A 16,665-nucleotide genomic window follows, 5' to 3' on the forward strand; every position below is an offset into this window, starting at 1 on the left:
GTTTTAAAAAATAATAAATTATAGTTTATTTAAAAATAAAATATATTTTTAAATAAAACTTTTTTATTATACAATGTAGTTAAAGTTTATAGAAAATTCTTTATAGGATAGCTCGTGTCTTATCGTATTATGCTGCACAACACTATTGTGTAGAGTAGTGATAAGGCATAGAAAATTGTACACATTCGGTATTTTTAGTAATGTGTGGTCAGTATTCAGGATAGAGTTTGCCCTTAGAGCCTTATGTAGGTGAACTATGGATCAGCAGTATTGCCCTTAACAGTCCGCATTGTTTACAAAACGGCCTTGAAGGAAATTCTCTTCTTTTGAGGTATGAGGGGGAGGTTAAGTAGAAAAAGGGTAAACTAAAGTTACCCTTTTTTGAGATGTTTTTTTATGATCTTATTTATTTTGAGGAGCAATTTTTTTTCTTATAAATATAAAATACATTATGCCTAAGAAAATAAACCAAAAGATACTGTATTTTAAGGCTGTTAGGGTATCATGTTCTAATGTCAACAAATAGAGCATGAAAGCAAAAAAAACTAAAATAATCCCGGACATAATGCTACCTCCCGGCATTTTGTAGATGGATTCAGTGTGTAGATGAGGGTGATTGCGACGATACACAATATAGCTAATCAAAATTACGGACCATACGAATAAAAATGCAATCGCTGAAATACTTGTCACAATTGTAAACGCACTTATGATGCTTGGAGATGATGATGCAATTGTGTAACCTATTAAAATACATAGGCAGGAAAAGAATAGAGCATTGGCTGGAACATGGTATTTGGAAAGCTTGCCTAAAATTGGAGGAGCTCCTTTTTGTGTTGCAAGCCCGTATATCATACGGCTAGTCGAAAAAATACCACTATTTGCTGAAGAGGCCGCTGACGTGAGAACGACAAAGTTGACCAAACCAGCAGCTATAGGAATGCCTGCGAGCCAAAACATTGAGACAAAAGGACTTGTATCTGGAACAATTTGATCCCAAGGTGTGACTGACATGATTACAGCGAGAGAAAAGATGTAAAAGAGTACAATACGAACCGGTATTGCATTAATTGCTTTGGGGAGAACTTTTTTAGGTTCTTTGACTTCAGCGGCCGTTGTTCCAGCAATTTCTATACCAACAAAAGAAAAAATGGCAATTTGAAATCCAGCAAAAAAACCTGTAATTCCTCGAGGAAACATATTTCCATCGTTCCATACGTGACTGAGAGAGGCCACAGTACCATTTGGAGAGGTAAAGCCTGTAGAGATCATATAAAATCCAACAATGATTAATGCTAGAATTGCTACAACTTTGATAAGACCAAACCAGAATTCAAGTTCACCGAACAGTTTCACGGCAAGGAGGTTAAAGATTAAAAAGAAACCAATGCAAGCAAAAACAACAATCCATGGATTGAGAGTTGGCCACCAAAAGTGCATATAAGCGATGATGGCAATAATATCTGCAGCTCCAGTTACAATCCAGCTTAACCAATAGCTCCAGCCAACAAAAAAAGCGATTCCTGGTCCTAGCATATCGGTTGAAAAATCAATAAGAGATCGGTATTGCGAATTAGAAAGCAATAATTCTCCCATAGCGCGCATGACAAAGTATAGAGCAAAACCGATAATGGCATAAACTATTATGATGGAAGGGCCAGCTACACTAATTGTTTTTCCTGATCCCATGAAGAGCCCTGTTCCAATAGCCCCACCGAGGGCTATAAGTTGTACGTGACGGTTATCTAGGCCACGTTGTAGTTTCTTCTGAGGATCATCTTTTAAATTTTGTTCATAGTTCATTTTTTTGGGGTTCCCTTTGAATTATTTTGAAACTAAATGACACTAAAAAAGGCATTGTTTCGTATCGAAGCATGATATAAATAAGGTGTAAAGGAAAAAAACGTTTTTTATGATTTTGTGTGGATAAAAAAAGAAGATGGTTTTGAAAAAAGAGATTGTTTTTCTCTTAAATAACATGAGAGATATTTGAATAGAGGGCTTTTTATTGTTTTAATAACGAATAAATGGCTCATGGAAAGGTCTCGATAGAATGGTTCTTTAAAGTTATTTCAAAAACTTGTTAGGCGTTTTTATGACTTTATAATCAGTATGATGCTATCATAAGTGAAAAGGAGTTCCTTTTTTCATAAAGGAAAAGAGGAGTAGTTTAGCTTCTTTCTTCTAAAGTGATGAATAAGAATTTCGTTTAGATATTGATAAAATATTGCGAAAAACTCACATTGTTTATACAAAAGGTCTTTAGACTATGAGAGAGAAAAGCAGCGTTATTCAGTTTTACAGAGAAAATTAAGAAAGAATGGACGATTGTATAAACTCTCTTAGAGGTTGGATTATTCACAGCGATAGACAGAATCACGAAAAGAGTGGTCTCTTAGCTTTACAAGCTCTTATCAAGGAGGAAGTGTTATCCAAAGAAAATGAAAAAAGAAAATAGTGATAAAACTGTTCCTGTTGCTATATTAATACACCCTTTTATTTTTTTCTTTTTTAAAGTGGCGCTTGCGAATGATATAAAAATGGTCATTAAAGTAAACCACGCAAATATATTAAAGGAATGTATCGTGACAAGTTCAAAGCCTTTTTGAATGTTACCGCCAGAAGATAAGAATTTGGGGAAGGCTACGATATAAAACATGGATACTTTAGGATTGAGTATTTGTGCCATAAAACCATCCATGTAGCTGGTTAAAAACTTTACTTTACCCTCAGTATTCTGTTCGTTTTTGGATACTATTTCTTTTGAGTTTAAGGTGTTAATTCCAGATTTAATCGATTTAACGCCCATATATAATAAATAGCAGCCACCCATGAGCTTTACTAAAAAAAAGAGCGTTTTGTTGTTGAGAACAATTGCTGATACACCTAATATGGAAAATGCGCCATGCGCATATGTTGCTGTACACAATCCTAAAACGTTAGCAAATGCATTCTTTTTCCCAGCCTCGTTGCATTATCAATGATAAGGGTCATATCCGGTCCTGGTGAGATGACTAAAAAAATGAAACGATGAAAAAGATCAGTATTTGATGATTCATTTGACTTTTATTTCTGAAATTAATTTATTTTTGAGATATAATTCTATTTCATCAAATGAGGAAAGTTTACCTACTCCTTGTGGAGTGCCTGTACAGATGATATCACTACTTCTTAGCTGAATGTAGTGACTCAAGAATGATATTATTTTTTCAAAACTAAAGATCATATCTTTCGTATTGCCAAGTTGTTTCGTTTTACCATTTAGCTTCATTTCAAAAGTTATTGGGCCGTTTATTTTTTCCTTTTTTATGAATTCAGAAACGTATGCGGCTCCTTTAAATCCTTTAGACAAAAGCCAATGAAGTTTTTTTTCTTTCAGTTTTGTTTGCAAATCTCTTGCAGTTAGATCAAGATCCACCGTTACGGCATCATAACATTCTTCAGCTTTCCTCTCATTGACCATAAAAGTATCCTTTGAGATTCTAAGCACAATTTCAGTTTCAAAATGGATTTCTTTGGAAAAATCAGGAAGATCAATTTGACTTCCTAAGATGAGAGAACTGTTCGGCTTGCTAAATATAACGGGTTCATCTTGAACAACATTACCCAGTTCATGTGCATGTTTAAGATAATTGTATCCGACGCAGTAAATATTACTAATCACAGGAAATCTCCAAGCTTTAATGAAAGGGGGGCTATTAGGCAGTTCTACAGAGAAAACATCAAGGAATGCGTGAAACTAAGAACTTTTGCTTAGATGCTTCTCTAAGTAATCAAAATCGCTGAGGATTTTATCCTTTTCGCTGTTCACTAAGATAGCTTTTTCTTTACTGTTTTTGAGAAATTCTGAGTTAATCATTTTCATATGTTTGGGTGGTAAGAGGGTAGTGTAGTGATACCACATCAGATTATCCTAGACGTGCATTCATATCTTTTAAAAGTTTCAAATTGCGTAATTCAGCAAGCCCCCCATCAGTATATGGCAATAGACAAGAACCTTGAATCCAAAAAGCCTTAAGCGTTCTAGCGTTGCTTTTCCTATTTTTCTAAATTCAGCCCATTTAATGGTTTTATGTTTTGGACGGAATATTTTAAGATTGTTTTCTTGCCATATTTTATCATATTTTTTTAAAGTGTCAGCTACTTCATCTATACAGTAAGAAGGATTGTTAGCAAATTTAACACTGTGCTTTCTTAACTCTTTGTAATCTACTTAGTCATAATCGATATAAAATCGTCTTTACATTTATGCAATTTCTTGGCTGCTTTCTCTGTTATTTTTGCATGCCAGATCAATAAGGCATCAATTTCTTTCAGAATTTCATCAGGAAAATCGTTTTCATTTAAAGGGTTGAAGAAATCAAATTGAGCGCTCAAATCAGCCAGAGGTTTTTCAAATTTCCTCATTTCAATTATTCTATCGCTTACAGCGATTTTCATTGTAATTTTTCTCTATAATCGATAATCATCAAATCTCTAAAGCTTTTTTTATCATAGATATATGATACGCCATCTTCAATATTATATTTGCCAATTATTGGAAAAAAAGACAAAAAATAGCTCTTTAAGAAATATAAAAAAATCTCAAACTTTACAGAAAATAAGGGGTAGCTCAAAGCCGTCTTCATCAGTTAAGTGATCTCATCAGTGATGCAATCTAACGTTTGAAAGAAACTTTCGTGATGTGAAGGTGAGGGGGTGTTTTAATGAAAAAGTTATAAATAATTCTTATAAATCAAAATGTTGTATAAAATCATCATTTTTAAGATTAATGATCATTGATAAATAATTTTGCACTATTTTCTCTATTTAGTGCTCTTCGAAAATCATCAATAAAAATTTTTTTGTACTGAAAATTCGTTGATAACTTAATTTTTGTATATTCATTCTTTCACGTTTTAAAAATATACAAGAAGAACAATACAATTAAGTTATCAACTTCCTATTCTTTTCATTTTCTGATCATAAGAAATTTTTTTACTGACCTTATGGAGAAAAAGAATTAGCTTTTTTCTGGTAACACAAGTGAAGAAATAAGGATTTTAGATATGTTTCGGCGTTCCATTTCAATCACTTTAAAGCGTAAACCATCGGTTTCAAAACTTTCTCCTTCATTCGGCAAATGACCAAATTGCCAAAGCATAAAGCCTGCCAGAGTCGTATAACGGTCTGCCTCATCAACAAGATTTCGTCCAAGATAACCACTTAAACGGCGGATATCAGCATATCCCTCTACAAGTAGACTGCCATTTTCAAGTTGTTCTGCAATCATGAGCTCTTCATCGTCATCAGGAAAGTCTCCTGCAATAGCTTCAAGAATATCGGTTGGTGTTGCAATCCCTTCAAAAGAGCCGTGCTCATCAACAATAATTGCAAGCTGAATCGAAGAATGACGTAATTGCTCCATCAATCGTAAAACATTTGTATTTTCATGAACAACAAGGGGTTCTCGCATAGCTTTTTTCCAATTAATCTTTTTACCCTCAGCCAGATTCAAAAGAAGATCTTTTGTCAACGCAACGCCCACAAATTCATCCACTTTTTCACGCGCAAGAATTAAGCGGCTATGTTTTACCTTTTGTAATTCTTCACGCATTTCATTTTCATCAGCATTTAAATCTAACCACTCAATTTCATTGCGCGGCGACATGATAGAGCGAACAGGACGATCTGCTAAATCGAGAACTCCACGAATCATCTCCTTTTCTTCTGGTCTAAATAATTCAGAAGCTGCGGCTTGCTCAGCAATGACATCTACAGTTTCAGCAAGATGACTATCTTTACTTCCCCCTCCTAAGAGCCTTAAGACAGCATCAGCTGTTCTACTGCGTAGGTTATTCGTTGTAATCATTTTTTCACGGTTACGACGTCCAATTTGATTAAAAGCTTCGATGAGAACAGAAAAACCAATAGCAGCATATAAATACCCTTTGGGAATATGAAAACCAAATCCTTCAACAATAAGCGTAAAACCAATCATCATCAAAAATCCAAGACAAAGGATTACAATGGTGGGATGACGATTAATAAAACGCATAAGAGAGCCAGAGCCACACATCATGACTCCCATAGCAGAAATGACTGCGATATACATAACTGCTGCCTGCTCTTTTGCAATCATACCTGTTGCGGTAATAATACTATCAAGGGAAAAAACAGCATCTAGTACCACGATTTGAACAATGACTTGCCAAAAAACAGCATAAGCAACGCCTGTTTTTCTTTCATGTGATACCCCTTCTAACCTTTCATGCAATTCCAACGTTCCCTTTGCCAGCAAAAAGGCTCCACTACTAATTAAAATAAAGCTATGCCAACTAAAGACAAAAGATGAAAGTGAAAGAATGACCGTATCAAGTCTCATAACCCATCCAATAACTGTAAGAAGGAAAAGCCGCATGATTAATGCTAAAGTAAGACCTATCAAGCGTGCTCGGTCACGCAAATGCAGGGGCAATTTTTCAGCTAAAATTGCAATAAAGATAAGGTTATCTATTCCTAAAACAATTTCGAGAAAAACCAACGTGACCAAACCAAACCACGCATAGGGATCAGAGATCCATTCTATCATTTCTCACCTTTTAAAAGCTTAAAAGCGCGCTATTGATAAAAAAATCATGGGCTTTTATTCGTATATTGGATCATGAATATTGAATGTAAAAAAACTTACATTCAAAGGAAAGAACAGAAAAATATTGCTTAAACGCATGTGATTATTGATAAAACAAAACAACGCCCCATATCGCTGACAACGACAAGAAGGTTCCTCTAAATTTTGCTCGGGCATTATGCTCGATAATCCTCCAACTATAGATTCTGTATAACAATCAGAATATTTATTTATAGAGTTTCTTATAATGGGTTTATTTTTATATAAGATCAAGTGGTGAATATCATATTTTAAACCCTACAGACAATGAGACTATATAAAAAACAATAAAATATCTAGACATCCACCCTTAGGAGCGTTATAGAAACGCTCATTCTCATTTTTTGGGAAGCTTATGGGTGATTAGCTCAGTCGGTAGAGCAGCTGACTCTTAATCAGCGGGTCGAGGGTTCGATCCCCTCATCACCCACCATTTATTTCGTACTATAAATAATTTATTGATTGCGTAAATTTTTTAAAGATATAAGAGACTAAATGAAGGGGGTAAGAGCAAGACGACACCACCATACTGTTTGCTCGCCTTCAATGTTATCCCGACAGCTCTCAGTATTTGAGACGATTCAGAAGAGGCATTTTTAGTCCTTGTCTTATACAGTTTCACCCACACGGCTCTTCCCGTTTATAATGTGCAAGCGAATGATTTTGATTGATTCAACGTGGGAGAGATTTGAAATGAGAGAATCTTATGCTATTTAAGGTTCTAATTCAATGTGAAAAAAATAAATTATATTTATAAATCAATATGCTGTAGAAACAATTGTTTTCTACACAGGTAAATTTCTTCAAGTTTATGGGCGTTTTTTTGAAGGAAAATAGATAAATATTTCTATGTTTATTCTCAGAATAAGCTTTTTATAAAGAGGGCATTTCAAGTTCGAAGGTGAAAAAGATTAATAAAAATAATGATTGTATTAATTTACAGATGAAACTGAATTTCAGCATGATTATCTCATCTATAGGTACACAAAAAAGAAATCATGGATAGCCTTTTATTTATTTAGGAGGGGTTTTAGACGCTCTTTTCCAATATTGTTGCGCTTCAAAAATGGCGACTACAAATAATGAAATGATGAGTGGTATGATCAAATAAAGTATTCTAAAAACAATAAGGGCTGCGATAACATCGGTTGGATTTGTATTGGGCATACCTGTTATGAAGAGTGCTTCAAGAACGCCTACGCCTCCTGCTGGAGCATTGGAGAGAAGAGTTATCGTAAAAGATGCTAGGAAAACCCCAAGAACAGAAATAAAATGAATATCTGCATTAGAGGGGAGAACAGCATATATAATTCCTGCTGCTCCTAAAAGCTCTAAAGGGCTAATGAGTAGCTGTTGAATAACAATTTTTAGCCGTGGATAGGAAAGCTGCATTTTCTTGCCCAAGCGTAAGGGTTTCAGTTGAAGCCAGCTACCAAATGTATAAAGTGCTATGAAACTGAGTAAAATGACTCCAACTATCGTTCCAAGCCATTCAGGAATCTCTTCATGAATGAGAGTGATAATCTCGGGTTGTAGAACCAAAACGATCCCCAACAATAAGATTGTGCCAATTGCAAAAGTAAAAGAACAAAAACCTACTAATATTGCGATTTCTGTTCCGTTTAATCCTTTCATTTTATAGGCGCGATAACGCACGACGGCACCAGAAAAAACTGAAGCACCGATATTGTGTGAAAGAGCGTAAGTTGTAAATGAGCAGATCGCGATAAAAATCCAAGAAATTTTATGGCCTAGATGTTGCAAGGCTATACGATCGTAGCCTGCAAGAGCAGCATAAGCAAGCAGAGAACATAAACAGGCTAATAACCAGTGCTGTATATTTAAATCGTTTAAGCGTTCCAATACGTCTCCGAATGAAATGGCAGAGAGCTTTATATAAAGAATCTGAATAGATATCAGCATTGCTAAGATACCAATTAAGGGCCATATAAATTGCTTTATTTTCACGCGTCTTTATCCGTTTTATGTTTTTTATAAATTTTCATGATTATGCATAACAGATCTTTGCTCTGTTATATGTTCTATAATGCCATTGGCAATTTCTTCATCATCCGTTACTACCACATCAGCACCTAAATCAATGAGATAAGCTGTTTCTGTATCGGATAATGCATGTGTGATTATCTGGATATCCTTTTTCATATCCCGTATATTCACTATATATTCTCCTACTTCAATGGTACTTCGCATTGTAATAACAATTTTATGTGCATTATTTATATTGGCTGCGTTCATTATTTCTTGCTGAATGATATTGCCACAAAGAGCCTCAAAGCCATCTGAAATTGCTTGATCAACGAGGCGCTTTGATTCTTCCACAATCACTATGGGTTTATCGCTATTTATTAAAGATAATGCAACACACTTACCAATACGACCATAGCCAATAATGACGATATGGTTGTTTTTTAAGGTCATTGGTAAAAAATCTTGGTCAGGATCTTGTGGATCAATATCAATAATTATTTGGGCATTTTGTGAAGAGGTAGAAAATTTTTCTAGACGTTTTTTAATTTTATTACAGGCAATAAAAACAAGAGGATTGAGCAAAATAGAAAAAATTGCTCCTCCGAGAATTAAATCATGAGCGTCATTGTTTAAAAGTCCTAAGCTTAGACTTAAACCAGCAAGGATAAAGGAAAACTCTCCGATTTGGGCAAGGCTTGCGGCAATAGTCAAAGCCGTTGTATTAGAATAGCGAAAAGCTTTAACGATGAAAAAGGCAACGGCAGATTTTCCAATGACGATAATGAATAAGGTTGCTAAGAGCGGAAAAAAATGCGTCAATAGCTTTTCTGGATCAAATAACATGCCTACAGAAACAAAAAAGAGAACAGAAAAAGCATCGCGCAGTGGTAAGGATTCTTCAGCAGCACGATGACTTAATTCTGATTCGCTCATGACCATACCGGCAAAAAAAGCACCAAGAGAAAGAGAAACACCAAATAGATGAGCGGCTCCGAAAGCTACTCCTAGGGCAATAGCAAAGACGCTAAGACGAAATAATTCACGTGATCCCGATTGTGCGCTTATTTTTAAGAGCCATGGGATAACGCGTCGCCCAATGATGAGCATCAATGCGATAAATATAATGACTTTCAGGATGGTGAGACCAAAAACACCCGAAATACTTAAATCCAACCATTGAACGAGAGGGTCTAATGCTTCTTTGTTTGTATTGTTGAGGGTGCTTGCCAAGGATGGGATGAGGACAAGTATAAGGACCATTGCTAAATCCTCAATAATTAACCATCCAACTGCAATGCGGCCTTTTTCTGTTTCAATAAGATGACGTTCTTGCAAAGCACGTAACAGGATAACTGTACTTGCTATGGATAAAGCAAGACCAAAGATCAAACTCCCGCTAAGGCCCCATCCCATAATCAGACCAAGGCATAAGCCTAGAAAAGTAGAAAATGCCATCTGGGCAATAGCAGCGGGGACAGCAATCGCTTTGACAGACAAAAGGTCTTTTAAGGAAAAGTGTAGCCCAACACCAAACATGAGCAAAATAATACCAATTTCAGCAAGTTGATTGATAATAACGGAATCTATTTTAAATCCGCCCGTATTGGGTCCTACAATAACACCAGCTAATAAGTAGCCTACTAGAGGTGAAATCCGCAAACGGCTAGCAACCATTCCCAAAAGAAATGCTAAACATAAACCTGCAACAATGGTTGTGATAAGTGGTGTGTCGTGGAGCATGGACTATTTACTATTCTTGATTAAAAAGCGAATGAATGAAAATGCCTCTTATTTCTTTGAAAAAAGAGGAATGATGTATCATATGCATCAAAGGACATTTTCATTTCGTTTTAGTATTTACACGATTATTTCGTTCACGCCACCAATTTCCTAGCAGGAGTAAAATAGGAGCAGCAATAAAGATAGAAGATGATGTTGCAATAATAATCCCAAAGACTATGGGTAATGCAAAATTATGAACGGCACTTCCACCCCATATCGCCATAGGAAGCATAGCAAGAATTGTTGTGGCTGATGTAAAAAAACAACGGACAAGAACCTGATTAATTGACAGATCAATAAGTTCGCGTAACGGCATTTTTTTATAAAGACGCATATTCTCGCGCATCCTATCATAGACGACAACCTTATCATTTATAGAATATCCAACAATTGTTAAGAGAGCAGCGATGGCTGTTAAATTAAAATCAAATTGGAATAAAGCAAAAAAGCCGATCATTTTTGTGGTGTCTAGAATGAGTGTGACAATGGCCCCAATAGCAAAGAACCATTCGAAGCGTAACCATATATAGAGAGCCATGGCAATAGCCGCAAGAATAACAGCTGTAAACGCAGCTTTGGCAAGTTCGCCTGAAATTTTGGGGCCAACAACTTCTATTTGATCAAATGTGGTATCGGGATAGATGTTTTGTACAGCTGTTTTGACCTTATCAATGGCGATGCTTTGTTGTGCTTCGCTCCCACTTTGTTTCTGCATGCGAATGAGTACGGTGTTTTCGTTATCGATATTTTGCAAGGTAATTTCACCAATATTAAGGGTAGAAAGCTTAGAACGCAGAGTTGCTAGGTCTGCTGGTGCTTTCGTGGTAATACTCATTTGGCTGCCGCCAATAAAATCAATTCCGAAATTCAAGCCAGGCTTAAAAAAGAGAAAAACTGAAGCTATTGATAAAATAATAGAGATGCCAATCCCAATGAATCGCGCTTTCATAAAGTGGAAAGTTGTAGTTTGGGGAATAATATTGAAAGCAGAGTGAATATGCAATTTTTTAATTTTCCATTTACGAACAATCCAAATCATGATGATGCGTACAATGGTGATATTTGTGAACATGGAGATGATAATACCAAGCAACATGGTTACAGCAAAACCACGAACGGGACCGGTCCCAAACCAAAAGAGTAAAACAGTCGCTATAATTGCCGTAACATTCGCATCAACAATGGTTGCAAAAGCCTGTTTAAAACCACGATCTAGAGCTGCAAAAGCACTTACACCTTTTCGACTTTCTTCACGGATACGTTCATTGATGAGAATATTCGCATCAACGGCAATACCGATGCCTAAGATAATACCAGCAATCCCAGGCAATGTCAGCGTTGCGCCGAGGAGACTGAGGGCTGCAAATGTTAAAATCGTGTGGAGCGCTAGTGCTATATTGGCAATGAGTCCCCAAATTCGGTAGAGAACAAAAATAAAAATTGCAACAAGCATAAAACCGATTATGCCGGTGTAAAGCCCCATTTGGATGGCATCGGCACCAAGATTTGGACCTACAGTTCTCTCTTCAATAACCGTGAGTGGTGCCGGGAGAGAACCAGCACGAAGCAGAGCAGCCAAAGTTGAGGCTTCTTTGGGGTCAAAGTTTCCTGTAATTTGACCTTGCCCATTGGGAATGACACTATTGATGGTAGGAGCGGTTAAAACCTTATTATCCAGAACAATAGCAAAAGGACGGTTAATATTTTGTCGTGTTATATCGGCAAATATTTTTGCACCAGCGGAATCTAGCGTGAATGAAATAATAGATCGTCCTGGTGTTTGCGGGTCGAAACCAGCGCGGGCGTCTTTAAGAACATTGCCATCTAAGGCAATTTGATCATAAATTGCATAATGTTGTGTTTCATCCGTATAACCAGGAAGAATAGAAACACCTATAGGGGGATTATTGGGGTCCACGTGAGAGGGAACAAGATGAAAACTCATCTTAGCGGTCGTGCCTAAAAGATCTCGCAGTTGTTTTGGATCTTGTAAGCCAGGCAATTGGACCATAATACGATCATTTCCAACCTTTTGGATCGCTGGTTCTGAAACACCAACTTGGTCAATACGGCGACGGATGATTTCTAAGCTTTGTTCAATAGCGTTGCTCACACGATCTTTTATACCTGCTTGCGTTAACGTGACACGGATCATGTCATTTTGAGCACTGATTGTGATGTTATTTTCTGCTGTACCAAAGCTACTGTGTATGGGGGTTATTAATGTTTTTAAGGCAGAGACTGCTTTTTCAGTTTGTGATGCATCCGGAATAAGGGCAACAACGCTATCTTCGACGATACGAACACTTGAGGTACGGATTTGTTTTTCACGCAATGTATTGCGCACGTTGCTTAAAACGATGTGTAATTGATCGCGTTTTAACGTTTTGCTATCAACCTCAAGCAGGAGAGAAGAGCCACCTTGAAGATCAAGACCAAGGGCTACACGGGTGTCGGGCAAGAATTTCGAATTTTTAACTTGTTCGTATGAAAATAAATTGGGTAAGGCAATATAAATGCTGCTTAAAAGGATAATGCAATAAAGGGTAGTGAGCCAACTAGGTGTACGCATGATATATTCCGTTAATAGGCAATCTAACAGTGATTCAAAGTTAAAAGCAAAATAAACTAAGATAATTGTTTTATAATTCAAGGAAGAGGATTAGATGTGTTCATTGGGAGGAGCTCGTTTATTTGAGAAATATTGTGTTTTGACGTTATGAAGTCGTTTATAAATAGCTGAAGTTTTTATTAAAAAGAGATCCAATGTTAGGATTTTTTGAAAGGGCGTTATAAAAATAGATTCTGCATGGAGTGTTACAATTTTTTTGATTTCAGTTGTGGGAACATTCAATTGATCCCCCTTATTTTGTAAATAAAATCTATTCGTTTCAATAATATTCCTAATGATATTACTGGTGTCTGATTGTTTGATTAAAGAAGCACGCGTTCCTAAGTTGCTCGTCAAAAATACGCCAAAACTGGATAAAAAAATCCAAGTCATCAAAGAGCGTAAATTTTCTTTTTTGCAATAGAGGTACAAAAAAAGCATGCAAGAGTGCCTTATTTAATTTAAGTTCAGCTTACGAGTATCCTTTTCTCTTATTATCAGTATTATAGGATAAGGGAAAGCTTTTATAAGATTATTCTACAAAAGTTGAAAATATCTGCCTTATACTATATTTAAAGGAGAGAGTATAAAATCCTTTTTGTGCATCTAAGGTAAATATGTATTCATTTTGTAGAAAAAATACCCATATACTTTTTCTTATTTTGGGGATTCTCGTTGTTTTTAATTCTGGCGCATGGGGAAATAGGGGAACACAAAATACAATTGTTGAACAGACAATAGCGTCTTATTCAGTTGATGAAATTATTCAACAACAACAGTTGATTATTGATAATCTTGAAGAAGATACTGAAACTTTAAAAAGAGATTTTGACAGAAAATTAGAAGATGAGCGTGCTTTGGAAGAATTGCGCTTACGTGCACAAGATATCAGTGAACGTGCTATGGAGGCAGCATTTGTTTTGCGTTCTCCTCTTAATGAGATTAACGCACTTCTTGATCAATTAACCGAGCTCCATCATGACGTAAAAAAACTGAAAAGCTCAGCGAAGGAATATGCTTACTTGATAGAGCAAAAATCCCAAATTAATAGTATTATGCTTCGGTTTGAAGCAATTTTTTTAGCAACAAATAGAATAGCTGAACTTTCTATTTCTCAATCTCGAGAGCTTTTCAAACGCACACTTACAGATAGGCTTGAGTTTTCGATTCCGATGATTAAACATCTTGTCCATAAAACAAAAGAGGTTTCATCAGATTTTCTTTTGTTGTTGAGCTCTTGGTGGAATTTTGTATTTTATTTCAATTTGTTAAAACTTTTTCTTTGCTTTTTGATGCCACTTTTCATCACTTTGGGACTTTCGTATTTTTCTCGTAAGATTCTTGTCCATGTGCATTGCCATTTTACCAAGTCTAATGAGGAAGTATCTTATTTACAGCGCTTATTGATCGCTTTTATTTCAGTTCTCTTACCTTCGCTTATTTGTGTTCTTTGCGTTTATCTTGTGTTGTTTTTATTTCGTAATTTTAATTTAGATCTAGGTAGGCTTACAACTGTTTTTAATATGATCGGTTGTCAAATTATTTTAGTCTTTTTAATCAATCGTTTAGCAGTAGTTCTTTTAGCATCGAATATACCCTATATCCGTCTTTTCAATGTTGCCCCATCGTCTGCGTATCAATTGGTGATTTTACTCACTTCTTTAGGGGGCATTTTGGCATTTGATGCTGTTTTTGATAGTATTTATCAAATTATTTCAGCGCCTCTATCTTTAACAATTGCTAAAAGTTTTATTGCTGTTTTTCTTGTCGCAATATTGCTGTTTATAATAGCATTTGTGCCTTTGCGGTTTAGACGTAGGCGTTTTCAAGGAGAGAAAAAAGAAGCATATTTTTGGCCATTTTATATACGCATTCCTTTTATTGGCTTGGGATTATTGCTCTTTGTGTTAAATTTTTTAGGCTATGTTGGTTTAGCGCGTTTTATTATGCAGCAAATTATGATTGGTGGAGCATTTTTAGTTCTTATGTATTTAGGCATAAAAAGCGCTCAAGCAATTGGAACTAAAGGGCAATTTATAAAGACAGCAGTCGGTCATTTTTTGATGCAGAGGTATCATTTAGAAGAAAAAACAATGAATCAATGGGGAATTGTTGTAAGCGTTTTTCTCAATTTGTTTGTGGTTGTATTTTGTGCAATGCCAATCGCTATACAGTTTGGATTTTCCTATTCTGATTTAAAAGCAATTTTGTGGCAATCGGTGACTGGTTTTCAGATCGGAAATATGACGCTTTCTTTGATTTCTCTTGTAACAGGAATTATTTCTTTTGGTGTCTGTTGGTTCCTTATTCGCCGATTTATTGGTTGGTTAGATCATGTCGTGTTGGCCCATGGAGAATTCGATTCTGGTATCCGTAATTCTATCAAAACAGTGATAAGTTATGGAGGTGTTGTTGTGTCTGCTTTGATAGGGTTGTCAATGGCAGGTTTGGATTTTAGAAATTTTGCTCTTATTGCTGGAGGTCTTTCGCTTGGTATCGGTTTTGGTTTACAAAATATTGTTCAAAACTTTGTCTCTGGACTTATTATTTTAGTCGGAAGACCATTTAAAATAGGAGACTATATAGAATCCGGATCAGTAGGGGGGATTGTTAAGCGTATTAGTGTGCGTGCAACAGAACTTGAGACCATTCAGCGTAAAACAATTATTATTCCCAATTCAAGCCTTATTAATAATAACGTTAGTAATTGGACACGGCGCAATAAAGTCGGACGAATTGATATTCCAGTGACTGTATCATCTAAGGTTGCTCCAGAGCATGTTGTTGAAATTTTATTAGAGATTGCTTCTTCGACAGAAGGCGTTTTAAAAAATCCTCTCCCACAGGTGAGTTTTACGGCATTTGATAATAAGAGCTTTTCCTTTAATTTGGCTATTTATGTGCCTAATATTACCGCGTCTTCTCATGTAACTAATAGTCTTCGATTTGTTTTATATAAGCGTTTTGCTGAGGAAGGAATTTTAGAATGTTGAGATATATTTATGCCTTGATGATAGGTACTTTGTTGAATATTTTTACTATAACGACTTTTGCTGCAACAGTGAAGAATACTGATTTAAAGATACACTCTCTCATTGTTGTCGAAGGAAGTATACCTTCAAAATTGTCTTTAAATATGCATCAAACAATAACAATTTGTATGAAGGGATGCTTTATCACGTTTCCTAATAAAGACCGTTTTGTAATAAAGGCAGGTGATAATATAGAAATTAGTAGAGGAAGAGCAATTTTTAAATAAAATTATTGAGAACTTTTTTGAAAGCAAGTTTTAGTAGGTTAATAAACTTGCATGTTTTCAACGATACATATTTTTCATATAAAATAGTAAGTTATATTTATAATACTTTTAATAAATATTTTATTTTATAATATAATTACATCATTTTTAGCGGATTTAAGAATTTAACTCATTAAAAGAGGCATAAAATATTTTGTTTTGTGTTTTTTATGAGGTATTTTTAATGCAAAATGTTTTATATTTACTCATTTTAGAATATATAATAGATACTTTTGTTAAATATTTATTGTTTTAATTATTTATACTTTAAATTTTATTAAAATTTATTTGCCAAAATTCAATTTTGATGTAATGATATATTTAGTAGATTTATTA

The 16,665-nt window shown here is 35.3% G+C and carries 11 protein-coding genes and 1 tRNA gene; 3 read left to right on the forward strand and 9 right to left on the reverse strand.

The annotated features are described in order from the left end of the window. Positions 1-402: 402 nt before the first annotated feature. From HWX04_RS06640 to HWX04_RS06660, 5 genes are all read right to left on the reverse strand, one after another. Positions 403-1,803, reverse strand: a complete 1,401-nt coding sequence (locus HWX04_RS06640; protein WP_175869372.1) for an amino acid permease — start codon at positions 1,801-1,803, stop codon at positions 403-405. A 625-nt stretch (positions 1,804-2,428) separates the two neighbouring features. Next, positions 2,429-2,929: a LysE family translocator gene (locus HWX04_RS06645; protein WP_246257549.1), complete on the reverse strand. Its 501-nt coding sequence runs from the start codon at positions 2,927-2,929 to the stop codon at positions 2,429-2,431. Positions 2,930-3,055: 126 nt separating this feature from the next. Next, positions 3,056-3,664, reverse strand: coding sequence for a fumarylacetoacetate hydrolase family protein (locus HWX04_RS06650; RefSeq protein ID WP_175869373.1), 609 nt, complete (start codon positions 3,662-3,664; stop codon positions 3,056-3,058). A gap of 545 nt (positions 3,665-4,209) precedes the next feature. Continuing rightward, positions 4,210-4,440, reverse strand: coding sequence for a Rossmann-fold NAD(P)-binding domain-containing protein (locus HWX04_RS08705; RefSeq protein ID WP_175869371.1), 231 nt, complete (start codon positions 4,438-4,440; stop codon positions 4,210-4,212). A 562-nt stretch (positions 4,441-5,002) separates the two neighbouring features. After that, a complete protein-coding gene (locus tag HWX04_RS06660; RefSeq protein WP_175869374.1) occupies positions 5,003-6,571 on the reverse strand; it encodes a TerC family protein in 1,569 nt (522 codons plus the stop codon). A 435-nt stretch (positions 6,572-7,006) separates the two neighbouring features. On the opposite strand from HWX04_RS06660, the gene HWX04_RS06665 reads away from it, so the two are divergent. Then, a tRNA-Lys gene (locus tag HWX04_RS06665) sits at positions 7,007-7,082 on the forward strand. A 581-nt stretch (positions 7,083-7,663) separates the two neighbouring features. Here the strand turns inward: HWX04_RS06665 and HWX04_RS06670 are convergent. The 4 genes from HWX04_RS06670 to HWX04_RS06685 form a co-directional block, all read right to left on the reverse strand. Beyond that, on the reverse strand, positions 7,664-8,617 hold the full coding sequence (locus HWX04_RS06670) for a lysylphosphatidylglycerol synthase transmembrane domain-containing protein (RefSeq protein WP_175869375.1): 954 nt from the start codon (positions 8,615-8,617) through the stop codon (positions 7,664-7,666). Between the two features lie 24 nt (positions 8,618-8,641). Continuing rightward, the gene (locus HWX04_RS06675; RefSeq protein ID WP_175869376.1) at positions 8,642-10,378 is read right to left on the reverse strand and encodes a cation:proton antiporter domain-containing protein; all 1,737 of its coding nucleotides are present in this window, start codon (positions 10,376-10,378) and stop codon (positions 8,642-8,644) included. A gap of 100 nt (positions 10,379-10,478) precedes the next feature. After that, positions 10,479-12,992, reverse strand: coding sequence for a protein translocase subunit SecD (gene secD, locus HWX04_RS06680; protein ID WP_175869377.1), 2,514 nt, complete (start codon positions 12,990-12,992; stop codon positions 10,479-10,481). Between the two features lie 90 nt (positions 12,993-13,082). Then, the gene (locus HWX04_RS06685) at positions 13,083-13,472 is read right to left on the reverse strand and encodes a hypothetical protein (RefSeq protein ID WP_175869378.1); all 390 of its coding nucleotides are present in this window, start codon (positions 13,470-13,472) and stop codon (positions 13,083-13,085) included. 176 nt (positions 13,473-13,648) lie between these two features. On the opposite strand from HWX04_RS06685, the gene HWX04_RS06690 reads away from it, so the two are divergent. Both HWX04_RS06690 and HWX04_RS06695 read left to right on the forward strand, forming a co-directional pair. Continuing rightward, positions 13,649-16,024: a mechanosensitive ion channel domain-containing protein gene (locus HWX04_RS06690; protein ID WP_175869379.1), complete on the forward strand. Its 2,376-nt coding sequence runs from the start codon at positions 13,649-13,651 to the stop codon at positions 16,022-16,024. Beyond that, a complete protein-coding gene (locus HWX04_RS06695; protein ID WP_175869380.1) occupies positions 16,018-16,290 on the forward strand; it encodes a hypothetical protein in 273 nt (90 codons plus the stop codon). The genes HWX04_RS06690 and HWX04_RS06695 overlap by 7 nt, the downstream gene beginning before the upstream one ends. Positions 16,291-16,665 lie beyond the last annotated feature (375 nt).

This window comes from Bartonella gabonensis (assembly GCF_903679515.1).
GTDB classification, from domain to species: Bacteria; Pseudomonadota; Alphaproteobacteria; order Rhizobiales; family Rhizobiaceae; genus Bartonella; species Bartonella gabonensis.